Origin of the sequence: Mesorhizobium sp. BR1-1-3 (assembly GCF_020165455.1) — a bacterium.
Lineage (GTDB): Bacteria > Pseudomonadota > Alphaproteobacteria > Rhizobiales > Rhizobiaceae > Mesorhizobium > Mesorhizobium ciceri.
Map to the genome: position 1 here is coordinate 380,615 of NZ_JAIUIC010000003.1, position 25,208 is coordinate 405,822.

Below are 25,208 nucleotides of genomic sequence, written 5' to 3' on the forward strand. Positions count from 1 at the left end.
TTCTTGCGCCGGAGGTGCTGCGAAGTCAAACCGCGCTACGCCGCCGAAACAAAAAACATCTCAATCAGTTAACAGGCGAATGTGTGGCAAGGGCGTCGTGGAAGCGACGCCTCTGCCGTTATTTGCGCGCCAGCAGTGCCTTCACCAGGTTTTCGTCGACTTCGCCGGTCGCCGCCATCTTGTTGTCGGTCTGGAAAGCCATGATCGCGGTCTTCGTTTTCTGGCCCATCTTGCCGTCCGCGCCGCCGGCGTCGTAGCCGTTCTTGTTGAGAATGCGCTGGATGTTCTGGACGGCCTTCTTCATGTCGATGCTGGCGGTCGTCTGCGGCGCGCCGTCCTGCCAGGACTCGGGAATGTCGGCCGAGTTGGCTGCCGCATCCAGCGGCTTGGCCTTCCACAGCTCGGTCGCGGCGCGGGCGCGCTCGAGCTGCTCGGGCCGCAGCGCATTGGCGATCTCGTCACGCTTGGCCGCCGCATCCTTGTCGCCGGTCTTGGCGACGAGCGCGAACCATTTGTAGGACTCCTCGAGGTTCTGCTTCATGCCGACGCCCTTGGCGGCGAGGATGCCGAGATTGAACTGGCTGTCCTTGACGCCGACGTCGGCCGCCGCCTGGAACCAGTGCGCGGCCGATTCATTGTCGGTCACGCCGTCAGCCGCCATGGCAAACAGCACGGCCAGATTGTGCATGCCGCTGGCGTTGCCCTGTGCCGCGGAAAGCTGGTACCAGGTCTTCGCCTTCTTGATGTCGCGCGCGACGCCGATGCCCTTTTCGTAGAAATTTCCGATACGGTATTCGGCCGGCGCGAAGCCGAGTTCCGCCGATTTCTCGTACCATTTGGCCGCTGCCGCCATGTCTTCCTTGACGCCGCGCGACTCGGCATAGCGCGAGCCGATTTCGAACAGCGCCTTGGCGTCGCCGCTGGCAGCGGCATCACGCAAGGCGGCCGGGCCGGCGTCAGCAGGAATGTCGAATTTTGCCGTCGTCGCCGGCGAAGCGTCCACCGGCGGAACCGCGCCCGTGGTGTCCTTGGCGGTGGTCGGCTCTGTCGCCACAGGCTGGATGCCGGTGGCGGTATCGGTATCGGCAGGTTCGGCGGCGACCGGAACGGTCGAGGCCGGTGCAGGCGAGGCTGTCGTCGTCTCGGACACCGCTGGGTTCGCATCGGCCGATGTAGCCAAGGCGACGGGGGCGGGAACCGGTTCTGCGATCGGCGCGGCACCCGTCGACGGCTCGGCGCCTGGCGGCGTGGCAATCATGCTTTGCGCGGCCATGTCGTCCTTGGTTGCCGGTGCGGATGGCTCGGCCTGTCTGACGGTGCGGTCAGGCATGCTTTCCACTGCCGCGGGCTGCGCGTCCGTCTTTGGCTGGCTCGCGGCATCGAGCGAGGCGGTTTGTACCGGCTGCGAGGCGACGATCGGCGCAACGTCGTTGCTTGCCACCTGGGCGGGATCGGCGAAGAAGGCCTTGCCCAGTTGCAGGGCGCCCAGCGCCAGCAGGATCGCGGTTGTCCCCATCAGGATCGGCTTGCGCCGTGCCTTGAGCAGGTCGCCGATCCGCAGTGCCTTCACCGGTCCGGTCACCGTCGACTGGCGCTTCAGCGCATCGGCCTCGGCGGCCGCGGCCTGCGCCGCGCGCCGGGCAGCGGCGATGAAATCCGATTTCGCGGCATCGGTGTCGCTGGGCTTGGCCGGCTGGCCGCGCTCGTCACGCACGCGCTTCATGATGGCATTGAGGTCAGGTGCGCCGGAGCCGGGCTCCAGCGGCCGGTTGGCCATTTTCGGATCGAGCGGCTCGTCGAGATCGACGCTCGGTATTGGGGCACTCGGCGCTGAGCCGGCCAGTGGCGGGATATCCGCCTCCTTCTTGCCCTTGAAGGCGCGGGCCAGCCCGCCGAACAACGAATTGCGGCCGCCGGCCTGTCCGCCTTTCTGGGCGATCGTGTCCGAACCGAGCGCGGCCATGGCCGCCGCCGCGGCAGCCTCGGCCGGCGTGCGCGTGCCAATACCAATACCGAGGTCGCTACGCATACCCAGGTCGCCGCGTGCACCCGGCTCATTGCGCAGGATGGCGGCGGCACGGCCATCGAGATCTGCCATGTCCCCAGTCAATGGCAGGGGCTGATCGATATCCATCGACGGCGCGTCGACGGCCATTTTGGGTCGGCGCACGCCGCGCCAGTTGCTCGGCTCGGCCGGTGCCGCATCCAGCAATTCGCTCATCGCCTCGACCGGCTCGCCGGGTTCGAGCGAACCCAGCCGGTCGACGATCTTGAGCAACGTATCGTGGATGGCCTCGAACGTTCTCGAATTGCGTTCGTCGGAGCGCCGCGTCAGCGTTTCAAGCGTCTTCAAATCCTGGGCGAGGCCGGAAACCGCGGTCGCATTGGCGCTCGAACCGGCCAGCGATTGCACTGCGTTCTCGGCCGCTTCGCGCGCCGCGCCAAGGATGGAATCGCGGGTTCCTGCGAGCGACTTTTCAATTTCGTTGAGACGCGGGCTGATGTCCTCGAATTCCGGCAGCGGGGTGCTGGGCTTGGAAAGATGAGCCGACAGGCCGGCAACCTGTGCTTCCAGGCTGCGGATCAGCGCCGGATCGATGCCGGCGACCTGTGCGGCCGACGCGTCCAGCCGGCTTGAAATGTCTTCGAGCCGGCTCTCCAGGCCGCGGATCGCCGCTTCGCCCGCGGGATCGGGCACACGCGTTTCAAGGCGCTTGGCGAGCGCCGTAAAGCGGGCATCGATGGCTTCCATGATGCCGACGCTGTCGACCTGCGGCATGCGCTGGTCGAGCCTGTCAGCAACCTCGTCCAGCCTGCGCTCGAGATCGCGGAACAGCATGTTGCCCTGTTCGATGGCGTCACCCTGGCGGCGTTCCATCATGCTCGACAGCACGTCGAAGCGTTGCTCCAGCCCATGGAAGATGTAGTCGGCGTCAGGCATGGCGGGTGCCTGGTCGATCTTGTCGGCGATGAATGCGATCTGCTTGGCCAGGCGCTCCATCGCCTGCTCCGGCAGATTGGCGCGGCCGGCGAGTTCGTCGACCCGGCCCGACAGCGTGCTCAACCGGTCCATGACCGCGTTGCCGGGACGATCCTGCGCCACTTCCTGGATCTGGCCGGCAAGCGAGTCGATCCGTCTCTCTATGCGCTCGAAAGCCTCGTGGTCGAATGAATTGGCTTGCGCGGCGACCGTCGATGCCACGATGGCGCGGGAAATCTCGTCCAGCCGCTCGTCGATCATGCCAAGCGTGTCGCTGCCACGATTGTCTTGCTGGCTGGCGAAATGGTCGACAGCGCCGGCAAGCGTGCGCACCTTCTCCTCCAGCGAGCGCAGCGACAACGATTCCGGCAAATTGTTGACGGCATTGCTGATCTGCTCGAGCCGGGCGGTGAGAGCAGACAGGCCCGGGTCGTCCGAGCGCTTGCGCTGGTCGGCGTCGACGCGGTCTTCGAACGCCGTCCAGCGGCGATCGAAATCGTCCCAGCGGCGGTCGACCTTCTGCACGCTCTCTTCGCGTGCCAGCGTTTCGAGTGCGGCTTTGACCTGTTCGAGCTCGAGGCGCAGCATGTTGACGCTTCTGTCGTCGCTCTTCTCGGCCAGGGTCTGGATGGCGCCCGAAAGACGCTCGAACTCAAGGCCGAGTTCAGCACTGCCCTTGGCCGAAGCACCGGGCCTTGCGCCTGACTGGAAGGCCCGCTCGATGTCCTTGCGCAGCGCTTCGAATTCCCGCTGCAGGCCTGCGGTCATCTGGTGGCGCAATTCCTCGCGCATGCCGCGCAATTCGCCGGCGATCTTGCCGACCATGGCAACGCCATCCTCCTGGCCGCGCACGCGATCGATATCGCGGGCAATGGCCTGGTAATTCTGCTCGAAAGCGGCGGCTCCCTGCATCGGGCTCTTCGGACGCGACGCGGGCTGCGGGTCCTCATACCAGCGCTGCTGGCCAGAGGGCCGGGCGGCGGGGTAGCGCGCATCGGCACCATATTGGCGGGGATCGGGTTGGCGGAGTTCGGGACGTGCCATCGGATCCTCGCGCGTCCGCTCCAGCCGCTGCTCCAGTGTCTCCAGCGACTGGTTCAACTGATCGAGCGTGGTCTGCGGCCTGCGCTGCCTGCCGGCATTGAGTGTATCGAGATAGGACCGCTTGCTGTTCATCGGTGCGTCCGTCTTTCAGAATGGCTGGCTCGCGGCCAGTTCCCCCAGGTCCCTATCGGAACGAAGGCGACCGGCGGCGATGCCGCGGCGGAAGACGAGCTTCCCGGGCTCTCGCCCGCGCTCCGAAAAACCGTGAAAAATTCGATACAGGATAAACACGGGTAGCCGACGCGCCCACATTTCCCCCAACGTGGTAAACAACGCGTTAACTCTAGGTTATTGATTTATTTAGAGAGCGTTATTTTCTAGGCGTGTGGCGTTACGGGATTTTGTTCACGCTGCGTTCGCCACCGGTAGGTTGTCGTTTGCGCATTCGGCAGCAATGAAATCAGCAAGACTGCGTATCGCGCTGTCGGCTTGATTGGTGCGCTCTGGCAAGAGCATCTTTAGCGCCCTGGTTGCCTCAATAAAATATCTGGCATCGCTAATTATCCGCTGCGACCACCTGGCGTGGCGAACTGCGATGCTGTCAAGGGCCTCCTTTTGCGTGCGCTTTGCCCACGCCGCTCCACCATCGTTTGATACCCATCGCGCAAAGTCGTGGCTCTTATTCCATTCGATTCCGTTTCGTCCGCCTTGCGTCCACGAGTCGGGATCAACCCATGCGCCGCATGGCGTTACCTTCGTGACGGGATAGCATCGAAGAACGATTCCTCGCACCGTTCCGTCGACACCATCATTGTCCCACCATGCGCGCCAACGGTGCTCGTCGGGCGAGTCGCCAAAATCGTCGCTAGGATATTTGCGAATCTTCAGATCATTGGGATTCTCGTTCATCGCGAAAAGCAAATTGAAGTTACCCATTGCTATTACCCCTCTTCTTCGTCCTGGCGTCCGCAAACCGCTCAGCCGCCTCGAGATTGGCGCGGTCATAAACCGCTGCCGTTGTCTTGGTCGACGCATGGCCTGCAACCTTGGCAGCGTCATCAGTCGACACGCCGCTGGCTCGGCCTTCTGTAATGCCCGACGCTCTCAAGTCGCGCGCCCAAACGTTCGCAGCTATTCCAGCCTTAGCGCGGTCCTTACGCCAGAACTCACCAAAGTAGTTTGAGCTATACGGCATGCCCGTCCCTTCGCAGACGATGATCGGGCCTTTGCGCGCATCCTCTGGCCAGTGCGCAAGCTCCTCCATGACCATTGGCGCACGAGCCAGCGGGAAGGTCACGGAAAGCCCGGTCTTGGCGCTCGTCTTGGACGGCATGTAGCGCAGCACCAAATCGGCGCCGATGTCCTCCCACTGAACGCCGAACCATTTCTTGGCGCCTTTCATGCTGGTGTGCGGAGCCATGACGACATCGCTGATAAGCGGCGCATCGATAGGCCACCACTGGCCTATGACGTCCCACAGGCGCAGCGTGGTTTCGAATACCAGCGCATAGGTCAGTGCAGACGACGGCCTGCCGTCCTCGTGTGCAGCCTTACGGAGCGCAACAACTTGGTCAGCCGTAACTATCGACTCGCGCCGCTTTGGGTTTGGAAGCTTGCGGCTGGCCGCCTTCAGCGCCTCGCGCAATTCGGTAACGGCGCGTCGCTCTGCGGTGCCTGGCTTGGCACTCATGATGGCAAAGGTAATGGCAGCATCCAGCACGGCGCGCATCATCTTTGACGCGGCAAGCCGAACGCCACCTTCAGACCAAGCTTCGTGCCAGCGCTTTAGGTCAAGGCCAGTGACGCTATCGAGGCGGCGCGCGCCGATATCGGCAATCAATGCTTTGAGGTAAAAATCATACGGGTGGCGAGATCCCGGCCTTAGCGCGTGAATGGTGCTCTCTGGATCGTCACGGTACTTCTTTAGAATAAAACTAAGAGTACCGTCATAGGAGCCGACATGTCCGCGGACTCCCGCCTTCCACTTATTGAAGTCGCCATTAAGGTCCACCACGCGCGCAAGCATAGCCTGCGGCTTATCCCGCAAGCTTGCTAGGTTGACGGTAGCGGGTGCGTAAGCCTTATCAGGCGAAACCCACACAGGAGTATGGCTTGCTCTGCGTTTGATCCACTTAAGGTTCTTCGCGGTCAGCCGGTCTTCTTGTTCTTCCGCCATGATCCCAATCTTTCTTCGCCGTCTGGCTTAGCCATGGCGATGCCGGCTGTGATGCCGAAGTATGCATCGTAGAAGCGCCGAACCAGTGGCACTGCGCGCGCTTCATGTAGCGGATCCAATGCGGGGAAACCGCTCTTCTCCAGCGTTGGCAGCGCCGCCTTAAGCCAATAGTCAGCCTTGGTCTTGCCAACAATTGCAATAGCTATCTCGCGATCGGTCGCGAATAGCGGCAGGCTGTCCAGCGACTTGAATGCCGTTGGCTTGTTATCATTTGCCGGTTTCATGTTGTCTCCTTAACCGTCTTGCTGGGGGAGGGCTTCATGCTCACCACCTCTGCAATTTCGATGGCGAAACGTGCCCGTCATTCGCGGCAAGGACCATGCGCAGCCACAGCGCGGTCAGGTTACGCAATTCGTTTCGATGGTTCTCGCTCACGGTAGGCAGACCGCCGTCAGGTGGCAGTTCCGAGCCGTCCTCAAGCCCGAGCGCGTTGATGATGCGCTCCATCTCATCGGCGGCGCGGCATGCATAGAGGCGACGGCTGCGCCAATTGTTCAGGGGCTCGTCGCTCAAGCTCCTTCCTCCCCATTTTGAGATAGGGAACGGGCGGCGGCATTGCGGATACGCTTGGCGATAGACAGTCCGTGCTTATACCATTCTGGTTTGTGACCAGTGGATATAGCCATCGGCGAACGCATGTCAGTTTCTGCAATGACTGCGCACTGCTCATACGCATCCGCCAGCGCAGCCTTAAGCCGAAGTATCTCGGCCTGGGTGGAGGCGACGAGGGCTTCTGCCCTATCCGCGCGATCGGATTGCTCAATGACTTTCTCTGCCCATTTTCTGGCTGATGCGTTCGCCGTGTGCTTGTCGATGCTCATGGGCGCACCCTTTCGACAGAGCAATCTTCTGGGCGGATGTCGAAACATGCTGGTAGCCCATCAATCGCCTTGCGGATAATTCCGGTGTCGGTTACCCAGAAAGGCACACTCATCGTGATTGAACCGCACGGGAACCGCACAGTCACCTTGATCTTGTCTGTCTTCGCGCTCATGGTTCCCTCACGGAAGAGAGGGCAAGACGGCCGAGGTCGGTGACGCGCCAGTGATATTGGCCCTGCTTGTTGCCGCCATTCTTCTCGCCTTCAAGTAGGCCGAGCGCTACGAGTGACAGAAGCGTGGTTGATGATCGCTCGGCCTTTGTGCCGGATAGGTGCTGCGACCGCCACCAGCCTTCGCCCATGGCCACGCATTCGATCAAGCTGCGTTTTTGCGTCTCTGTCAGCTTCATGCCTTCTCTCCTTGCTGGGAGGAAGCGGCGAGCATGGCGCGGAACGGAATGCGCCACCAATAAGCGCCCTTCGTAGAGAAATTGCCGTCGCCGAACCAATGGCCTTCTTTGTCGGGGCCTTCGCCGAACAGCCAATCCAAAGCAGTCTTCGGCACCATCACCCAGCCGTCCTCCACCGCCAGTACTGGCGCTGTGGGGGTGGAGAGGGCGTATCGGTCCCAAGCCTCGCTATCGGTGTCATCCCCGAATTTGCCCGATGCTTCACCGGCGCTGAAGCCTGCGAGAAAGGCGCGCTTCAGAAGGTCTTCGTCATAGCGGTACGTGGGGATTGGCCCGTCCACAGGATCGCCCGTTTCAAGATCGACGGTCGGGCAACCCTCAAGACACGCTGCATGACAAGTGCCAAGCTCGATATCGGTTGAACACAGGTCGGCGGACTTCAATGGCTCCTTGCAAATCGGGCAAAGATCGGCCTCCTCCTCCCCTGGAGGGGGTAGCGATAGGGAAGCGAGGGCGGCTTCGAGCGCATATTTCGTTGCATGCCGCCCGATATCGGCGGTTGGCGGAAACACTAGACCGCTCGTCACCTTTGCGAAATAGTCGCCGAACGCATGCTTGTATGCCTCGACCATCGCCTCTGTCACGCCCTTGGTAGCGGGTGGGGATGTGGGGGTCATGCCGCACCTTTGAAAAGCGGGCCATCGTCGGGAAAAGCGCAAACTTGAGCTGCCATGTGCGCCAAGCTTCGGAAACAGCGCCGGTTCCGGGGAACATATCGTCCAGCATGTCGTCCGGCCGCGCGCCGACCATTTCGAAAGCCCAATGGCAGACGGCTTCGGGCTTCGCGCCGGTAAGTCCCTTGCGGAGCGTGATGCTTTCCTGAATCCAGTCACGCATGACGAGCCGCTTGGAGACGACTGGCTTCCGTGCCGCCTTGACGATGACCGGTTCCCAAGCGTAGGCCACAGAGACGTTGCGCTTGAAGGCAGCGAAGCCCTTGACCCACGACATCCAGCGCGCGCCTGTTTTCTCGACAAGCGGTGCAAGAACTGCCATGCTCTTGGCTGTAGCAGAGGCGTGAAGCACCCAGCCATCATAGTCGCCTTGGAGGCGGTCGATCAGCGCGGCATGGTCCACCTCCCCAGCAAAGTCTGGATGATCCTTGTAGAGGTGCGCGCAGCCTACGTAAGGCGGGTCGGCGTATCCGATCTTCACAGCCCCTTCTCCTCGGAGGCGAAGAGGGGGACAACTTCGAAATAGTCGGCGTCCCAATCGTCCACAAGATGTTCGGGTTCGGCCGCCACGCAATGCTCATCGAACACAGCTTCGCCCGTCGCCTTGTCCCGAACGCCAAACATGAACGGCTTCGGCTCCGCCTCCCCGGTTGTCTTCCTGGATAGAGAGGCGCGGAGGGCTTCAACGCATTTGCGGATATCATCGACACGGATGCGCAATTCGGCGGTTGGGTCTTTGGCTACAACTGCGAGGCGGAGAAGGTCAACTTCAGCCATGAGGCCTTCAAGGATGTCCCGGCTCGCTTCCTCCGTCTCTTCCCCAATACGACCGGGGGAGAGAGCGGCGCGAAGGGCGAGGTAGTTTGCGACCTGACGGGCTTGCTTGCCGTAGTTGGCGTCGAGATATTCATGGTCGCGCGCATATCGGTCGCCGCCGAACCACTCGCGTAGGATATCCGTCGCGGTGACCGCTTCCTGCTCGTCGCACCACGCCCGGATTGCATCGATAGCGTCCAAGGCTGGATAGGCGGCCAGAACAAGTTCATTCTTCTCGCGGCGCAGTTGTCCCGCCTCTCCGCTCCCCGCTGCTATAGGGGTGCTGAGGGAGCCGAGATAGGAGACGATGCCAGCTTTGACCGCGCCGTCGAAAGCCAGCCCTTCATGCTCCTCGGCTAGATATGCGACCTCGGCGGCATCTTGAGCGATTTCCAGCGCCTTCGGGTCCAGCGTCTCTACCCTGTTCATGGCAGAGAGCCTGAAGCGAGGCTGTCTAGCGTCCTGCCATGCGAAATCGCCGCCTTGGCAACATCGGCGAGCGCTGCGTAGCAGGTGCGTTTTCTGCCCATCGGGAGCGACTTCCAGAACCCCATCGAGCCAAGGGATCCGAAAGCGTATTCGTTGCTCCAGATCATCATCGCGATCCGCGCTTCCGGTGTCGGGTCTAGGTCAGGGTTGTTCATAGCTGGCGGTTCCTCAAGATATGGGATGGCGGAGGTCATGCGGTTCTCGCGGCGTAGAGCGTCCGCCGCCCACCCGCCCCATTATCATTCGCCGCAGCCCGCAACCGACGCGCCATGCCGTCTGCCCAAGGCTGGTCCTTGTTGGCGTAGAAGGAGGCGATATTCCTTGCAATAAGAGGCGAGATATCCGCGACGATGACGTTGAAGTTGCCGCCTTCGCAGTAGGGTTCGGTGCCGTTGTAATTGTCGTTATGTGCGGTGTGCATGGTTGCTCCTAGTGGTTGCGAATTATTGCGGGCAATAAGCGGCAAGGTAATTAGCTGTGGGAGGCGGCCTATGCGGCCGGCATCTCAAACCTGCATCCGCGCAGCCAGCCGACAATCGTCTTCTCTCCCACCGCGACGGCATAGAACCCCAGATCCACCAAGCGCTCCTGCGCGTTGATGGATGGTATGTTTCCGCAGCGCCAGAACTTGGCGATACGGTCGGCGGCGTTGATGGTGTCGATGAGCGTGGCCATTAGAATGTCCACTTATAGACTGCGCGCTTCCGCCAAGCGGTCTCACCGTGTTGTTCCAACACGCTGTCCAGCCTGTCAGCCAAGGCGCTGAACATAAGCGCGGTCTGCTTCTTGCCGTGCGACTTCTCGCAGCCTCTTGCGAGTTCAGTGATGGCGCGCAGTTCGGCTTCTGCTTGTGCGGTGATCATGACAAGCCCGCCGCAACCAAGAGAACGCCAGCCACGAAACAGGCCAACACCAAGCCGCTTGTTATAGCCTGCGGCAAGCTTACGGTCGGCTCACCAACACGAGGGCGGTTGTGGGTACCGCAGAAGGTGCCGAGCGCGATCATGGCTGCGCCTCGGCGAGATTGGCCAGCCTTGCCTCCGCAAAGGCAAGCGTAGCCTTGGCATAAGAAATGTCAGCGCCGGGGACGGCAAAGGCGATCGCGTTGCGAGCCTTGGAAATCTTATCTTCTAGATATTCTCTTGTCATTCCCGCAACTCCTAACCGGAGCCAGGCCGCACCAGGCGGCTACAGGAACCACAATATGCTCACTTACCTTTTATGTCAACGTGGAAAATGCAACAAGGCATATATCGTTTCACCGACACCAGCCCGATTGCATTTTCACCGCCCACCGCGGCGCATCAACGGGAAGTCAAGCTCAGCCTTCATGACGCGGCCGGTAATAACTGCGTCGTCATTCTCTTCAACCAGCAAAGGCGCTTGAAAGCGCGGGTCGTTCGAGCGCGGCCAGAGCCATTTGCTGCCGTCGACATCAACAACGTATTGCTTCAGCGACGCCTCATGCATCCCGTCCTTGTCGACGCGCTGAACCAGAACGTAATCGCCGCTGCGGGGTTGGATCCCGTTGGATATCGTACCGGCCACCAGCACAACTGTTCCATCGGGAAACACCTGATCCATCGATGTGCCGCGGACGATGAAGCCCTGCAGATCGAAGTTCGGCATGTTGGCCGGAATCGGATACTCGTCGCGCTCCTCTGGCGGAAACTCTATGGCCTCCCGCCATGCGCCAGCCTGAACGGCACCCACAATTGGCGCCATTCTCACGCTGGCGGCCGGAACCGATACGACCGGCTCGAGACCCTGATAATACATTGCGTCCTTGCCGCCTTTACGCGCCAGCAAGGCAGCTGCTTTTGAACCTGGCGCGCTCTTGCCGGCCTCCCACTTGGAGATGGACGACTGCCCATCCTTCGGCAGACCGATAAATCGGGCAAATTCCGGCTGTTCCATTCCAAAAGACTCGCGAAGCTCGCGGACGCGCTCTGCGGCACGCCTCTTCCTGTCATCGTCAGTCATCATGCACTCCCGTACAACTCAACGCCCCAACTGCGTGAAAATGCAAATAAGCCTTTCTTGCGTTTTTGTCAAATGCCCAAAATCATTTTCTGTCTTGACGAAAAAGGCAAATGGGCATATTGTTGGTTGTGTAGTTAACGAATCGGGCTTGGTTCGTTGCCTCCAACAACAAGAGGAAAATCCTGATGGATGCAGTTTTGGGCGGCGCGAAAGCGCCGGGGGGATTGGCGCGCGCTAAGAGCAGGCCAGTAACGGCTTACAACACATCCGCCATCGTTATGCGAGGCAATTCCGAAACGATGGTTGATCCTGACTTTGACGAGGACACATTCACGCGCTCACCGAACGGTGACGCGCTTTATTGCTTGGGTGCCGCGCAATGATCGGCGCGCGCTGCAGGATCATAATGGGCGACGTCGACGGGCTTGTGGTCGGCAAGCTTAGCTACTTGGGCGATCAGGACAAATACATCGTCCGGTATCTGGACGACGCCGGCCCGCAGGAGCGGCTGTACCCGGTTTCGATGCTGAATTTCGATGGCCGTGAGGCTTTGGACAACGTGGTTTCTCTGGAGAGGATGAGAGCATGAATATGCATGTGAAGGCGGAAGGCAAGTTTAAGGTGGGTGATCGGGTGCGGTGCGTCGATGCGGCCGGCACTCATGTCATCGTGGCCGGCGAAACATACACCGTCGAAGGCGTTAGCGGCCAGTACATCAACGTCAATGGCGGCAATGGTATGTGGGCTTCCCGCTTCGAACTCGCCACGAAGTTCGCGGCCGGCGACAAGGTGCGTGTGGTGAAGGACGGGGATGAGTTCGGCGGCAGCCATCACGAATGCCCAATCGGTCGCGTGGTGACTATGAATACCACACCGACTCCGAATGGTATTTCTACGAGCACGAAATCGAACCCGCTGCAGTTGCCACGGGCAACAGCACCTACTCCTCCTGCGCCGCGGCCGAAGTCCGACAACCTGGCCGACGAGTATGGTGGGCGGAAGGCTGAGACGAAGTTCGTTGCTGGAGACCGAGTTCGCGCCGTCGACGGCACCTGCTTGCTTGAAATCGGAACCGAACACGTCGTTACGAAGGCGAACGACAAAGACGTGTGGATTGACATCGACACAGGTAACAAGGTGCGGAACCTTAGCTACCCGCACAACTATTTCGTTGCCGTTGCGCCAGCAACCGCAACCACCCTCCGCATCGAAGCCGGCAAGTTCTACAAGACGCGCGATGGGCGGAAGGTCGGGCCGATGGTGTGGCGGAACGGCTACGGCGGCAATCATCCTTGGATTGGCACGCTCGACAAGCCGCACCGCGACCAGACAAATAACTTCATCTTCAAGGTGGACGGCAGCAACTACGAATTTACCAACCTCGACCTCATCGACGAATGGACCGACGACGTTCCGCTGCTTGGCGTTTCGCCCGTTGTTGCTCCCGCAACAACCGCGACGTTCAAGGTTGGCGATCGGGTGAAGTTCCGCGACGACTACAATTCACCCGCGCGCGGCAAGGAAGCGACGGTCATCAATGTCGACACTTGGGGAATTCAGGTCGATCAAGGTGGCCATAGTTGGGATGGCTTATCCACCGAACAGCCTTCCGATCTCGTCTTGTTGCCATCGGTCACCACCATCGCCGACATCGTGGCCAAGCACAGCCAGACCGGCACGGCGATCGTCGCGGTTCTCGAGAACGGCACGCCGCGACCAAATACCCGCCCGTTCGTTCACAACACAACCGACGCGGCAACCACTGAAGCAAACCGCCTGGCGCGCACCAATCACGGCAAGGAGTTTGGCGTCTACACGCTCGGCACCGTCGCCAAGGTCGATCGCGTGTACGACCACGAGTGGCAGCGGTTGGCGGCACGAGGAAGCAAAATCCCGGCGATTAAGGCGCTTCGCGATCTTGCTGGCGTTGACTTGGCAGCGGCCAAGACTGGCGTAGAGCAGTTCCTTATGCGCGCCGCCTAACCCACCACCGCACCGCAACCACCAATCACTTATTGCCGGCAGCGCTCGGCAATAAGAAGGAGGAATCATGGAAGACCTTATCGACCCGGAATACGACGACACCATCCCGCCTCCAGCGGCACGCTATGCGGCAGTGTGGATCACCATCGGCATTGTGCTCTTGCCGCTTATCGCCTGGTCGCTTCTCAAATGACCGCGCCGGATCCCAGACCCATGCTGTTTTATGGCAGCATACTCGTACTGCTCGCACTAATCGCTACAAGGATGCTGATGTAAGATGGCTATTTCCCTATCCAGTTTGAAATCCAGTAAGTCGACCAATCCGCCAATCACGCTACTCTACGGTGTGGATGGTATCGGCAAGTCAACTCTGGCATCGGAATGGCCGTCGCCGCTCTATCTGCCAACCGAGGGAGAGCGTCCGCCGTCCGACGTCGAGATGGCCACGCCTGGCACTATCGAGTCGTTCAGCGACGTCATCGATATCTTTTCGGAACTGCTGCAGACCGAGCACGAATTCCAGACCGTGATCGTGGACAGTCTCGACGGCCTCGAGCACCTGGTGTGGGCTGCTACTGCGGCGCGGCTTGGTGTCGAGTCCATCGAAACGCCAGGCTACGGCAAAGGCTACGTTGAGGCAGACACCGAATGGCGCGACTTCCTTGGCGGCGTCTCAGCGCTGGCGCAGGCCGGCATCAATGTCGTCATGCTCGCACACCCCGAAATCGTGCGCTTCGACTCGCCAACCACGGATCCATACAGCCGCTACACACCAAAGCTTCACAAGCGCGGCAATGCCCTGGTGCGTGAGCAGGCCGACTTGGTGGCATTCATGAATTATCGCGTCAGTTTGAAGGAGAAGGAGATCGCGCCAAAGAAGACCATCACGCACGCAGAAGGCGGCAAGGAGCGCCAAATCCATCTTTCCGAAGGCGCTGGCTTCGTGGCTAAGAACAGGTTCTCCATGCCCGATAGCATCGTTTACAAAAAGGGTGCCGGTTACGCGGCGCTAAGCAAGTTCTGGCTGCCCTCTGAATGATTGCTGACAATGACAACGAGCTTCCGCGCACTCGCGCCGAGGCTAAGGCGATCGGATCGAAATGGTATTTTACGGGCAAGCCTTGCAAGCATGGGCATGTGTCGATGCGGTATACAAGCGGTGGTAGATGCGTCGAATGCCAATCTGATTATCTTCGCAAGTGGAGTGCAGATAATCCGGAGTACTACTTGGAACGAAACAGAGTTCGCAGAGCGGCAGACCCGGAGGCCGCTCGTGAGTATCAACGAAGATGGTGGGCTGCCAACCCTGATCTCACTCTTGAGTATCAGCGCAAATGGCGTGGGAAAAATGAAGAGGAGGTTCGCGCATATAGCAAAAGATGGTTTGCGGAAAATCGCAATAAAGCCCGCGGATACCAGAGCAAGAGACGATCGACTCCAAGAGGAAGACTGGAGAGCAATATCAGGTCTGGAATGTACAGAGGAATCGCTAAGGGGTCAAAGTCGGGTCGCAAAACATTCGACATCCTCGGATACACAGTTGACGACCTTCGTGCCCACCTGGAGGGACTTTTCCAAGATGGTATGACATGGGAGAATTATGGCGAGTGGCATGTAGACCATAAAATTCCACTTGCCGCACACAACTATGTAACACCAGACGACATTGACTTTAAGCGGGCTTGGGCAATCTCCAATCTGCAGCCGTTGTGGGCAAAAGACAACCTGAGCAAGAACGACAAACTAACAGCACCATTCCAGCCGTCATTAGCCTTGGCTGCTTAAATCAAAAGGAACACCACCTTGAGCAAGATCGATTTTGACTATTCCGTAGATGTTGAGGCCACCGACAAGCAAGGCGGTGGTGGCATTATCCCGCACTGCTATGCCCGCATCTGGGCAGAGGCTATCGACTTCCCTGAAACCAAGGATAAGAAGGGTCGTCAGGCGGCCATTACCTTTGAGATTCAGGAGCCTGAAGAACTGAAAGGTCGCAAGTTCTGGTCCTATTTTACAATGTTGCATGCCGACGAATTCAAGCATGGAGCATACAAATTTGGGAAACCGATGTTCGATAGATTCTGCCGCGCCGTCCAGGTTCTAGTTGAAAAGGGCACAGACAGCGACGAACTGCTATTCAAGTCGTTTGTCGTAGAGATCGGCATCCAGGCCGGTCAGGCCAAGAATGATGGCAGTGGCGAGTTCTACAAGGACCGCAACGAAATTCGCCACTTCTACTACGAAGACGACGACGCCAAGGAAGAGATTCCCGCCTTGGGCATCATCGGCGACGGCAGCATGCCCGCCAGCGCACCGAAGAAGGCGGCCAGCAACGACAATGCGCCAGCCGCAAAAGTCGAGGCTGCTGCTCCGGCCAAAAAACTTCCTTGGGGCAAGAAGGCGGCTTAGCGGCGCGTAACTAACGGCGGGCTTCGGCCCGCCACCTATCCCCACAAGAGGAGAATACCAGCGTGAAACTCACCATTCCACGCGCCGACTTGGCGCGCCTATTGGCTGCCACAACTCGCGTTGTCGAAAGCCGCAACAACTTCCCGATCCTGTCATGCGTCAAGTTGGTTGCGGACGGCGGCAAGCTAACCGCAACTGCAACAGACTTGGATATTGAGATTACGTCCACGGTCACAGTCGAAGCCGAAGAAGACGGCGCGATCTGCGTATCGGCCAAGCTACTGGACGATATCGTCAAGAAGCTTCCGCCCATTCAGGACGTGACGCTTACCGCAGCCGACAACACGCTTACCGTCAAGGCAGGGCGCTACACGTCGCGCCTGCAGACGCTGCCTGCGGATGACTTTCCCGCATGGAGCGTGGACGGCTTCACCAAGCACTTTGACATTGACCTGGCTGCGCTGTTTGCGCCTACGGCGTTTGCAATCTCGACTGAGGAGACGCGCTATTACCTCAATGGCGTCTACATCGTTGGCACCGCCAAGACACTTACTGCGGTTGCAACGGACGGGCATCGCCTAGCACGCCACACCGTCGCAGGCGTCGGCAAGTTCGATGGCGTCATCGTGCCGCGCAAGATGGTTGGCATTGTTCCGAAGGGCGCGGTGTCTGTTTCGCTATCGTCGGCGAAGATCCGTGTGACGGCAGGCGAAACCATCATCACTTCGAAGCTGATCGACGGGACTTTTCCAGACTATCAGCGCGTCATCCCGACCGGCAACGACAAGATTGCGGTGTTCGACGCTGCGACGATGAGCAAGGCCGCCGACCGTGTCGCCATTGTTTCCAGCGAACGCGCCCGTGCCGTGAAGTTGAACTTCGCCGCAGACCTGGCGACGCTGGTTGTCAACAACCCCGACTCGGGAAGTGCAACCGAAGAAATCGCAGTTTCATACGATGGCGACCCAATCGAGATTGGTTTCGACTCCTCATACCTGACCGAGCTTATCGGGCAGTTCCCGGCTGGCGATATCAGCCTGGCGCTGGCTGATGGCGGCTCTCCTGCGCTGTTCACTTCGGACAAGGCTGAGGGGCTGCTTGCCGTGCTTATGCCGCGTCGGGTGTAGGGCGATGGTGGCGCCGAAGATGACCAGGGCTGGCGTTGATGGGGACGCGCACCCGTACTGCCCACATTGCGGCGCTGACATGTGGGACGCACCGACAACATTGTCTCGCGTGATGATTGGCTGGCCGCACGGTGGATTTGTCCACGTTGGCGAGGACGGCTATGCGCATCCCGGCGACTATCTGGAAATCGACTGCACGGAATGCATGCGCCCATCGGCTGTTGCGTTCGACAGGGGCGGCTGGGTCAAGCTCATAGCGGCACGCACGGCGGCAGACGAAGAATACAGGAGCACACGATGACCTGCCTAGCCGCCATTATCCACGACGGCAAAGTCTACATGGGTGGCGATAGCGCGGCCAGCACTGGCGACGCTATCGAGGTGCGCACCAACCGTAAGGTGTTCCGTAACGGCTCCTACGTGATTGGCTTCACCGGATCGTTCCGCGTTGGGCAGTTGTTGCAGTATGCCACGCTACCCGATGTTGAAGGCGACATCCTGGCGCACCTCGTAAACGCCATTGTGCCGTTGCTCATAAAACTCGCCGGCAAAGAAACAGACGAACTGCTTATCGGCACGGCCGGACGGTTGTTTAAAATAAGCAGCGACTACAGCGTGGCCGAGTACAGCACATATGCCGCAGCGGGCACTGGTGAGCCGTATGCGCTTGGCCGGCTGCATGGTTCGCTTGGCGCACCGGAGCAGCGTGTGGTGGCCGCCCTTGATGCCGCACAGGCGCATTGCTCTGGCGTGCGTGCTCCATTTGTGGTGGAGGTGGTGTAAGTGGCAACCATCCCCACAGAAGCGCCAGCACTATCGCCAACAGTGGCGGCTATCTATGCCGCATACGAGGCTGCGAATGAACCAAGGGACGGCCGCTCAATTTCCGTCTCAACCTTAACCGAAGAGTGTGAGCGCAAACTTTTCTATGACTTCCGGTGGGCCAGCCCGCACGAAAGCATACCAGGTCGCACGCTTCGCATCTTCGAGACCGGCAACATTGAGGAAGAGCGCTGGATTACAAACCTGCGTGCGATCGGCTGCGAGGTGTGGGACCGCGACGACAACGGCAAGCAGATTATGGTTGAGGCCTGCGGCGGTCATGTCCGCGGCTATCTGGACTCTGAAATCCTTGGCTTGCCGGAATCACCGAAGAAAATACACGTCGGAGAAATCAAGTCCCACAATGCCAAGTCGTTTGCAAAGCTGCTTAAGGACGGAGTTCAAAAGAGCAAACCAGCGCACTACGGCCAGATACAAACCTACATGTGCCGACGTGGTCGAGATCGCGGAATCTACCTGGCTGTAAACAAGGACACGGACGAACTCTACGCGGAGCGCGTCAAGCTAGACATTGAGTTCGTAATACGACTTCTTGCCAGGGCGCAACGGATTATCGATGCGGACACACCGCCAGCGAAGCTACACGAGGATCCATCTCACAAAATGGCGTTTGCCTGCGGCTGGTGCAAGCACCGCGCTGTGTGTCACGAACATGCGCCACCTCGAGTGAACTGCAGAACGTGCCTCTACTCGACGCCGGAAGAAGGCGGGTCGTGGTCGTGCGCGCGGTTTAGCAAGCCGCTTAGCGCCGATGAACAGGCGGCAGGATGTCCGGCCCACTTGACGATTCCCGGCTTGGTGGCTGGCGAGCAGATTGATTGTTCGGAGGCGGACGAGACAGTGACTTATAGGATGTACGACGGAAGCGTTTGGATTGATGGAGCGGGTGAACAAAATGCAGCGGCCTAAAGAATTCGACGCCAAGGTTATGGCCTACCTTCCCGGCCTCACCAAGCTTGCCCGCAAACTGACCAACAACACCGCGGAACGCGAAGACCTGGTGCAGGACACGATGGCCTTTGCGTTCGATCGCTGGCAGAACTTTCGTGAGGACGGCGGCTTGTGGAACTGGCTGCAGATGAACATGCGCGCCATTCTCCAGATGCAGCGCGCAAAGCAGGCGACGCTTAGCCGTCGGCTGCCAATCAAGGACGATCCGGAGGGACGTGCAGTAGCCAAGCTGAGCACTGCTCCGCGCCAGGAGGATATCACTTACGCCAACCAGGTTGTGCGGCGCCTGTCACGTAGCCGCGACGGCCGTATGTTGGTTCGCTTGGGGAAGGGCGAGATGCTGCGTGAGGTTGCCGAGAAGCGCGGTATCGGCACGGAGCGCGTTCGTCAGCTTACCGCAAGGGCGCGTGAACGGCTGGTGAAGACGACGAAGGTGGCGGCTTAATGCTTGAACTGCGGACATACCAAACCGAGGCAGAGCAAGCCATCTTCGATTACTGGTCAGAGGAGGCTGGCAATCCTTTGGTGGTTGCAGCGACAGGCACAGGCAAGAGCTTGCTCATGGCGTCACTCATCAAGCGCCTGGTCGAGGGTTGGCCAGAGTTGCGTCTGATGGTAGCCACGCATGTCGCGGAATTAATCGAACAGAATTATCTCGAGTTGCTTGGTGTATGGCCATTCGCTCCGGCCGGCATTTTCTCTGCCGGCCTCGGCAGGCGGGACGCTCATTCGCAAATCATCTTCGCAGGCATCCAGACCGTACATCGACACGCCAAGCGCATCGGCCATATCGACGTCTTGTTGGTGGATGAATGCCACCTGATTCCGACGGACGGCAACACCATGTACCGCCGCTTCATTGAGGCGCTGCGTGAGATAAATCCCGACCTGAAGATCGTCGGCCTGACCGCCACGCCATTTCGCCTCGATAGCGGCAGGCTGGACGACGGTGACGACCGCCTGTTCGATCGCGTCGTCTATGACTACGGTATCGCGGAAGGCATTCGCGACGGCTATCTCTGTCGCCTGTCCAGCCTGCCTACCGCAACCGAGTACGACATGCGCGGCGTGGCGAAGCTTGGTGGCGACTACAAGCAAAGCGCCATGCAAGCCGCAGTCGACAAGGACGAACTTACGCGCGCCGTTGTGGCTGAAACCGTGGCGGCCGGTGCCGACCGTCGGTCCTGGCTTCTGTTCTGCAGCGGCGTCGACCATGCTTTCCATGTGCGCGATGCGATACGCGGCTATGGCATCACCTGCGAGACGATCACGGGCGAGACGCCAAAGGATGAGCGGCGCCGCATCCTTGAGGACTTCAAGGCATACCGCATCCGCGCAGTGACCAACAACTCGGTGCTGACGACCGGATTCAACCACAAGGGAGTCGATCTGATTGCCGCGATGCGGCCAACCAAGAGCGCTTCGCTTTTTGTGCAGATGATGGGCCGCGGCACGCGACCACTCTACGCGCCAGGAATGCCAGTCGATACCGTTGAGCACCGACTTGCAGCCATCGCAGCGGGACCAAAGCCGAACTGTCTTGTGCTCGACTTTGCCAAGTTGGTGAATGAGCACGGACCTGTCGACACGGTACAAGCCAAGGAGCCTGGCAGCGGTGACGGTGACGCGCCGTTCAAGGTCTGCCCGCAGGAGCAGACTGATCCACACGGCAAGCACGGCTGCGGCGAGAAGATAGCGGCTAGCGCTCGACATTGCCCAGGCTGCGACTTCGAGTTTCCGGAGCCAAAACTGAAGCTTGCCGCGCAAGCCGAAGGCAAGCCGATTCTGTCCAAGGATGATGCGAAGTGGCGCCCCGTATCCGACCGTCGCTTTGACTACCATGAGGGGAAGGGGGAGAAGCCGCCGTCAGTGAAGGTTAGCTACACTACCGGCATGACCGCAATACGTGAGTGGCTATGCCCTCAGCATAGCGGCTTCGCAAAGTCGAAGGCCGATCGGTGGTGGGCTAGCCACCAGGGCCAGCGGCCCTTTCCGAAAACAGTTTTGGAATGGCTGGAGAGGCAGCGCGAACTACTAACAACGGCGGAGATATCCGTGCAGCCCGACGGCAAGTACTGGACGATCAAGGATGTGCGGCCTGGCACTGAGCGTGCGCATGCGGACAATGACAACGAGCCGGTGGCGACGAACGACAACTACTATTCGCCAGGAATGCGAGAGGTACTAGACGATGACATTCCATTCTAAGACCCCAGCCGAAGTGCTTACCGCCGAACTACGTGGCTGCTGCAATGGCTACGTCGGTGCGCCAGCGCTTGCCGTGCAGTTGATTGCTGCGTTGCGGTCTTCGGGATGGATAATCGTCAGGGAGGACGCCATCCGGTTGGCGCAAGGACATAGTGCAGCAGAAGCAAGAGGAGAGATTTGATGGCAATGCCAATCGTGGACGGTAGACTCCCGCTTGAAGGGCGCCTGTACCGGACGCCTTATCTGGTTCTCCCGCGTCTGGCCATCGAGGCTATGCCGGTTGAATGGCAACGGCGTCTGGAGGCGCTGTTGGTGGAGGCTGACGACACTGGATTAGTCACGCCAGAATATTACGTCCTCAACGCCGATCCCGGTTGCACGTCGACGCAGCCAAACGATTCAGAAGACCCGACTAGTTGGCCACGCGAGTTTTATATCCAGTCGCAAGACCCATGGGCAAACTACAGGCATGGTGATGTCAAGGCGCTCAATCCAGAATTCAAAGGTGCAGCATGAAACCCGCAAACGATAATTTCCTACAGGCTGACGTCGCCAACCTGCTTGCCGACGTCGCGGCATTGCTTGCCGCCTATCCGGAACTTGCCGAAGACGAAGACCTGCGGCGCGATATGGTAGAAGGCTCAACCAAGGCATTCGACGTGCTGACGCGCCTGGTTGGCATTGAGCGCGACGCAGACAGCATGGGAAAGGCGATTGCGGAGCGCATCTCGGAATTGCGGGCACGCCAGCTGCGGGCCGACAAACGCAAGGAAGCGATGCGCACGCTTATGCTGCGCATCATGAAGGCAACAGGCATCCAGAGGGCGCCACTGGTTGAGGCTACCGTGTCGGTCGGCAAGGGGCGTGACAGTGTGGAGATTGTCGATGAGGCCAAGGTGCCGCGCTCGTACATGCGCGTTGTGACGTCACCAGACAAGACGGCAATCAAGGTGGCGCTGGATGCCGGCAAGAAAGTTCGCGGCGCTGCAATGAAGACTGGCGACGATGTGCTTACCGTGAGGGTGGCGTGATGTCGAGACTAGAACCATACCGCTATAGCGTTGGCGATCATCCTGACTATCACGCACCAGAGTCGCGCTGCGAGTTCCCGCGCGGGCAATGTCTGTACACTGAGGATTGGCGATTAGTCGCGACAGACTTGGCCGATGACTATCACTCTAATCATGACGGATGGGAAGCTAATTGGCCGGTAGAAATGCGCATCTATAAGGACTGCGAGTGCGTATGGAAAGGCCAAGTCGACAGAGAGATGGAGCCTGCATTCTATGTCATCTAATTACGGCGACCAATTCATGGAATGCCCAGAGTGCGGCGGACAGGCTGAGTCCGACTGCGTTGATGTCGGCGTGGGTCTCTACATAGCCGGCAACTACTGGTGTGAATGCGGTTGGGAGATCACGGCTGACGGTAAGGCTGACGTAGCCTGTTACGAGGATTGGTTTGTTGAATATGAATGATTTGCACAAGCAGGACTACGACGCGCAAATTGCCGAGGTTTCGACATTCAAGGTGCCGGTCGAGCTAGCACCCGCCCAAATCTTCCTCAACGGCAAGGTCGAACTGCGTCCCGGTGATTGCCGCGATGTTATCAAGGCCATGCCGGACAACAGCGTATATAGCGTCGTCTGCGACCCGCCATATGCCTTGGTCTCAATCGTCAAGCGGTTCGGCGGCCCGAACGCTGCGCCAGCTAACGACAACGACGTTTACGCGCGTGCGTCCAGCGGCTTCATGGGAAAGCAATGGGATACCGGCGAGACGGCTTTTGCTGAGACATTCTGGCGTGAGGTGTTGCGCGTCCTGAAGCCTGGCGGACACGTCGTAGCGTTCAGCGGCACGCGTACATATCACCGCATGGCCGTGGCGATCGAGGATGCGGGGTTTGAAATCCGCGACCAGTTGGCTTGGATGTATGGTTCGGGATTTCCGAAGTCGCATGACGTCAGCAAGGCGATTGATAAGACGGCTGGTGCGGTAAGAGAGAAGGTTCGCGTTGACAATCCGCGCATTGCGAACATGCCAACCGCCAATACTGGCGCAGGCCGTCCGTGGCTTACCGCCGCGCTAGAGGCTGGCTATCACGAGGTAGACGGCAATGAGCCTGCCACTCCGCAAGCTGCGGAGTGGCAGGGCTGGGGAACAGCCCTCAAGCCAGCGTGGGAGCCTATCTGCCTCGCGCGCAAGCCGCTGATTGGCACGGTTGCCGCCAATGTGTTGGAGCACAGCACTGGTGCGCTGAATATCGACGGGTGTCGGGTTGAGATTGGGGCGGAAGGCCTCACAAACGGTGGTTGCAAAGATAAAGGCAAGCGCAAAGGCTTTGGCTTCAAAGACATTGGGCCGACGCCACAGCATCCAAAAGGCCGCTGGCCCGCCAACATCGTGCACGACGGCAGCGATGAGGTGCTGGCTGGGTTTCCTGAGACAACAAGTGGGACGTTCAGCGGCCACCGCAACAAACCGAAGACGAAGAACGCATTCGGTAAATTCGACCTCAAAGACGAAGCCGGCCATGTTGGCGACTCCGGATCCGCCGCCCGCTTCTTCTACACAGCCAAAGCCGACAAGCTCGACCGCATCGGCAGCAAGCACCCAACGGTAAAGCCGGTCGACCTAATGCAATGGCTTTGCCGGATGGTAACGCCACCCGGTGGAGTTGTGCTGGATCCGTTCGCCGGGTCGGGAAGCACTGGCGAAGCGGCGTGGCGAGAAGGCTTCCGCGCAATCCTGATTGAGCGCGAGGAGGAGTACCAAGCTGACATCGCGGAGCGCCTGCGGTTGGCCGACAAGGGACCTGCTACCCGTAAGGCGCGGGCGATTAAGCAGGTCGCTAACGACAACCTGCCGCTGTTCGGTGGCGCCGAGGCGGCGGGGGGGGGGTACGCGGTGAAGGACGCAAAAAATACGGCCACTTCGCGGACCAAGACGGACGGCGGAATCATGGCGGGTAAGGGTGGATTTGGGTTTCGGATTAAGGAGCGCACCAATGGCTGAACACGATCCCTCCTCCTGCCACGTATGCCAGCGCCATGCCATAGGCGTCGGCCTAGAACCCCAACGCAAGGGCGAGCCGCCGCGGTATCTCTGCGCTCAATGCCTGGACATCTTGGAATACGTCCACAGTGTCAGACGAATGGATCCCTACGAGGTGAAAGCGATTGCCTTGGTGGATGACCTAGCCGGCGAGTTCTGCGGGGCGCTGGAAAAGACCGACATGGCGGAAATGAGCGATGAAGAACGGCGCGCGCTGTGGAAGTGCGTCGTGGTTGGGTTTGGGGATAGTATTAGGAAGTTGGTACGAGAGGAAATGCCGTTTTGACTGCCTATTACAACGAGTTCGACCCGTTCGCCGCGGCGTGGCTACGGGAACTCATAAAGGCTGGACTTATATCTAATGGAGACGTCGATGAGCGCTCAATTGTTGATGTTCGACCTTCCGATCTGTCCGGCTACACGCAATGCCACTTCTTTGCGGGAATTGGCGTCTGGTCTCACGCACTCAGGCAAGCTGGCTGGCCAGACGACAAGCCAGTCTGGACCGGAAGCTGCCCCTGCCAGCCATTCAGCCGTGCGAACACAGTCTATGGGCGCCGCGGAAAGCAAGACGAGCGACATCTTTGGCCATACTGGAAGGCGCTCATCGCAGAGCGCAAACCTCCAGTCGTCTTTGGAGAACAGGTTACAGACGCGATTGCCGGTGGATGGATGGACGAAGTCGCTGACGATATGGAGCGACTTGATTACGCCGTTGGGGCGGCCACTATGCCGGCTCTCGGTATCGGCTCGCCACAGGAACGCATGCGTCTTTGGTTTGTATGCCACGCCAACGACGAGCGACTACAAGGGGTCGGTATCTCTGAAGCGTTCGCTGGAAAGAATGGCGGAATCTCAGCGTGGGGTGAGGTTGCCGGAACAGGTAATCCGTATCGAGGAAAAAGATGGATTACTAAACCCGGCCTTCGCTTGCTGGCTAATGGGTCTGCCACCCATGTGGGACGTGTGCGGGGCTATGGCAACGCCATCGTCGGCCCGCTTGCCACGGCGTTCATCCAAAGCGCATGTGAAGCCATAGGAGACTTGGTGCCAGCCAACGACAATCACTTCAACCGTTCAACCAGCGCCAAAGCCTCCCATGCTTGAAACAGAGCGTCTAG

Annotated in this window: 32 protein-coding genes; 16 read left to right on the plus strand and 16 right to left on the minus strand. The window is 59.6% G+C overall.

Annotated features, from left to right (window positions below; genetic code table 11):
* Window positions 1–118 precede the first annotated feature (118 nt).
* From LB559_RS08995 to LB559_RS09070, 16 genes are all read right to left on the minus strand, one after another.
* Window positions 119–4,156, minus strand: coding sequence for a peptidoglycan-binding protein (locus tag LB559_RS08995; RefSeq protein ID WP_224673810.1), 4,038 nt, complete (start codon window positions 4,154–4,156; stop codon window positions 119–121).
* Between the two features lie 273 nt (window positions 4,157–4,429).
* On the minus strand, window positions 4,430–4,960 hold the full coding sequence (locus LB559_RS09000) for a hypothetical protein (RefSeq protein ID WP_224673811.1): 531 nt from the start codon (window positions 4,958–4,960) through the stop codon (window positions 4,430–4,432).
* Complete coding sequence (locus tag LB559_RS09005; RefSeq protein ID WP_224673812.1) at window positions 4,953–6,200, minus strand: hypothetical protein; 1,248 nt, start codon at window positions 6,198–6,200, stop codon at window positions 4,953–4,955. Before LB559_RS09005 ends, LB559_RS09000 begins: the two co-directional genes overlap by 8 nt.
* Complete coding sequence (locus LB559_RS09010) at window positions 6,173–6,484, minus strand: hypothetical protein (protein ID WP_224673813.1); 312 nt, start codon at window positions 6,482–6,484, stop codon at window positions 6,173–6,175. Before LB559_RS09010 ends, LB559_RS09005 begins: the two co-directional genes overlap by 28 nt.
* A gap of 40 nt (window positions 6,485–6,524) precedes the next feature.
* Window positions 6,525–6,773: a hypothetical protein gene (locus LB559_RS09015; RefSeq protein WP_224673814.1), complete on the minus strand. Its 249-nt coding sequence runs from the start codon at window positions 6,771–6,773 to the stop codon at window positions 6,525–6,527.
* Window positions 6,770–7,081: a hypothetical protein gene (locus tag LB559_RS09020; RefSeq protein WP_224673815.1), complete on the minus strand. Its 312-nt coding sequence runs from the start codon at window positions 7,079–7,081 to the stop codon at window positions 6,770–6,772. The genes LB559_RS09015 and LB559_RS09020 overlap by 4 nt, the downstream gene beginning before the upstream one ends.
* Before the next feature lie 169 nt (window positions 7,082–7,250).
* Entirely contained in the window at window positions 7,251–7,490 is a 240-nt protein-coding gene (locus tag LB559_RS09025) for a hypothetical protein (protein ID WP_224673816.1), read from the minus strand.
* Entirely contained in the window at window positions 7,487–7,933 is a 447-nt protein-coding gene (locus LB559_RS09030; protein WP_224673817.1) for a hypothetical protein, read from the minus strand. Before LB559_RS09030 ends, LB559_RS09025 begins: the two co-directional genes overlap by 4 nt.
* Window positions 7,869–8,705, minus strand: coding sequence for a hypothetical protein (locus tag LB559_RS09035; RefSeq protein WP_224673818.1), 837 nt, complete (start codon window positions 8,703–8,705; stop codon window positions 7,869–7,871). Before LB559_RS09035 ends, LB559_RS09030 begins: the two co-directional genes overlap by 65 nt.
* The gene (locus LB559_RS09040) at window positions 8,702–9,469 is read right to left on the minus strand and encodes a hypothetical protein (RefSeq protein WP_224673819.1); all 768 of its coding nucleotides are present in this window, start codon (window positions 9,467–9,469) and stop codon (window positions 8,702–8,704) included. The genes LB559_RS09035 and LB559_RS09040 overlap by 4 nt, the downstream gene beginning before the upstream one ends.
* Window positions 9,466–9,684, minus strand: a complete 219-nt coding sequence (locus LB559_RS09045; RefSeq protein ID WP_224673820.1) for a hypothetical protein — start codon at window positions 9,682–9,684, stop codon at window positions 9,466–9,468. Before LB559_RS09045 ends, LB559_RS09040 begins: the two co-directional genes overlap by 4 nt.
* Before the next feature lie 35 nt (window positions 9,685–9,719).
* The gene (locus tag LB559_RS09050) at window positions 9,720–9,950 is read right to left on the minus strand and encodes a hypothetical protein (RefSeq protein WP_224673821.1); all 231 of its coding nucleotides are present in this window, start codon (window positions 9,948–9,950) and stop codon (window positions 9,720–9,722) included.
* A 68-nt stretch (window positions 9,951–10,018) separates the two neighbouring features.
* The gene (locus LB559_RS09055) at window positions 10,019–10,204 is read right to left on the minus strand and encodes a hypothetical protein (RefSeq protein ID WP_224673822.1); all 186 of its coding nucleotides are present in this window, start codon (window positions 10,202–10,204) and stop codon (window positions 10,019–10,021) included.
* Complete coding sequence (locus tag LB559_RS09060; protein WP_224673823.1) at window positions 10,204–10,392, minus strand: hypothetical protein; 189 nt, start codon at window positions 10,390–10,392, stop codon at window positions 10,204–10,206. Before LB559_RS09060 ends, LB559_RS09055 begins: the two co-directional genes overlap by 1 nt.
* Window positions 10,393–10,531: 139 nt before the next feature.
* The gene (locus tag LB559_RS09065) at window positions 10,532–10,678 is read right to left on the minus strand and encodes a hypothetical protein (protein ID WP_224673824.1); all 147 of its coding nucleotides are present in this window, start codon (window positions 10,676–10,678) and stop codon (window positions 10,532–10,534) included.
* 135 nt (window positions 10,679–10,813) lie between these two features.
* A complete protein-coding gene (locus tag LB559_RS09070; RefSeq protein WP_224673825.1) occupies window positions 10,814–11,512 on the minus strand; it encodes a LexA family protein in 699 nt (232 codons plus the stop codon).
* A gap of 406 nt (window positions 11,513–11,918) precedes the next feature.
* Between LB559_RS09070 and LB559_RS09075 the strand changes: the two genes are divergently transcribed.
* From LB559_RS09075 to LB559_RS09145, 16 genes are all read left to right on the plus strand, one after another.
* Complete coding sequence (locus tag LB559_RS09075) at window positions 11,919–12,101, plus strand: hypothetical protein (RefSeq protein ID WP_224673826.1); 183 nt, start codon at window positions 11,919–11,921, stop codon at window positions 12,099–12,101.
* Entirely contained in the window at window positions 12,098–13,495 is a 1,398-nt protein-coding gene (locus LB559_RS09080) for a hypothetical protein (protein ID WP_224673827.1), read from the plus strand. Before LB559_RS09075 ends, LB559_RS09080 begins: the two co-directional genes overlap by 4 nt.
* A gap of 67 nt (window positions 13,496–13,562) precedes the next feature.
* A complete protein-coding gene (locus LB559_RS32850) occupies window positions 13,563–13,688 on the plus strand; it encodes a hypothetical protein (RefSeq protein ID WP_263499000.1) in 126 nt (41 codons plus the stop codon).
* An 84-nt stretch (window positions 13,689–13,772) separates the two neighbouring features.
* On the plus strand, window positions 13,773–14,534 hold the full coding sequence (locus LB559_RS09085; protein ID WP_224673828.1) for an ATP-binding protein: 762 nt from the start codon (window positions 13,773–13,775) through the stop codon (window positions 14,532–14,534).
* Window positions 14,531–15,280 (plus strand): hypothetical protein, encoded by a 750-nt coding sequence (locus tag LB559_RS09090; RefSeq protein WP_224673829.1) that lies wholly within the window; start codon window positions 14,531–14,533, stop codon window positions 15,278–15,280. Before LB559_RS09085 ends, LB559_RS09090 begins: the two co-directional genes overlap by 4 nt.
* 18 nt (window positions 15,281–15,298) lie before the next feature.
* The gene (locus LB559_RS09095) at window positions 15,299–15,904 is read left to right on the plus strand and encodes a hypothetical protein (RefSeq protein ID WP_224673830.1); all 606 of its coding nucleotides are present in this window, start codon (window positions 15,299–15,301) and stop codon (window positions 15,902–15,904) included.
* A gap of 62 nt (window positions 15,905–15,966) precedes the next feature.
* Window positions 15,967–17,031: a DNA polymerase III subunit beta gene (dnaN, locus tag LB559_RS09100; protein WP_224673831.1), complete on the plus strand. Its 1,065-nt coding sequence runs from the start codon at window positions 15,967–15,969 to the stop codon at window positions 17,029–17,031.
* Window positions 17,032–17,328: 297 nt separating this feature from the next.
* Complete coding sequence (locus tag LB559_RS09105) at window positions 17,329–17,814, plus strand: hypothetical protein (protein ID WP_224673832.1); 486 nt, start codon at window positions 17,329–17,331, stop codon at window positions 17,812–17,814.
* Window positions 17,815–18,783 carry an oxidoreductase gene (locus tag LB559_RS09110; protein ID WP_224673833.1) on the plus strand — a complete coding sequence of 323 codons (969 nt, stop codon included), beginning with the start codon at window positions 17,815–17,817 and terminating at the stop codon, window positions 18,781–18,783. It abuts the gene before it with no gap.
* A complete protein-coding gene (locus tag LB559_RS09115) occupies window positions 18,752–19,270 on the plus strand; it encodes a sigma-70 family RNA polymerase sigma factor (protein ID WP_224673834.1) in 519 nt (172 codons plus the stop codon). The genes LB559_RS09110 and LB559_RS09115 overlap by 32 nt, the downstream gene beginning before the upstream one ends.
* On the plus strand, window positions 19,270–21,033 hold the full coding sequence (locus LB559_RS09120; RefSeq protein WP_224673835.1) for a DEAD/DEAH box helicase: 1,764 nt from the start codon (window positions 19,270–19,272) through the stop codon (window positions 21,031–21,033). Before LB559_RS09115 ends, LB559_RS09120 begins: the two co-directional genes overlap by 1 nt.
* A 180-nt stretch (window positions 21,034–21,213) precedes the next feature.
* On the plus strand, window positions 21,214–21,549 hold the full coding sequence (locus LB559_RS09125; RefSeq protein ID WP_224673836.1) for a hypothetical protein: 336 nt from the start codon (window positions 21,214–21,216) through the stop codon (window positions 21,547–21,549).
* On the plus strand, window positions 21,546–22,064 hold the full coding sequence (locus LB559_RS09130) for a siphovirus Gp157 family protein (protein WP_224673837.1): 519 nt from the start codon (window positions 21,546–21,548) through the stop codon (window positions 22,062–22,064). The genes LB559_RS09125 and LB559_RS09130 overlap by 4 nt, the downstream gene beginning before the upstream one ends.
* A 439-nt stretch (window positions 22,065–22,503) precedes the next feature.
* Complete coding sequence (locus LB559_RS09135; RefSeq protein WP_224673959.1) at window positions 22,504–24,048, plus strand: DNA-methyltransferase; 1,545 nt, start codon at window positions 22,504–22,506, stop codon at window positions 24,046–24,048.
* The gene (locus LB559_RS09140; RefSeq protein WP_224673838.1) at window positions 24,041–24,373 is read left to right on the plus strand and encodes a hypothetical protein; all 333 of its coding nucleotides are present in this window, start codon (window positions 24,041–24,043) and stop codon (window positions 24,371–24,373) included. The genes LB559_RS09135 and LB559_RS09140 overlap by 8 nt, the downstream gene beginning before the upstream one ends.
* Complete coding sequence (locus LB559_RS09145; protein WP_224673839.1) at window positions 24,370–25,194, plus strand: DNA cytosine methyltransferase; 825 nt, start codon at window positions 24,370–24,372, stop codon at window positions 25,192–25,194. The genes LB559_RS09140 and LB559_RS09145 overlap by 4 nt, the downstream gene beginning before the upstream one ends.
* The last annotated feature ends 14 nt before the right edge of the window (window positions 25,195–25,208 follow it).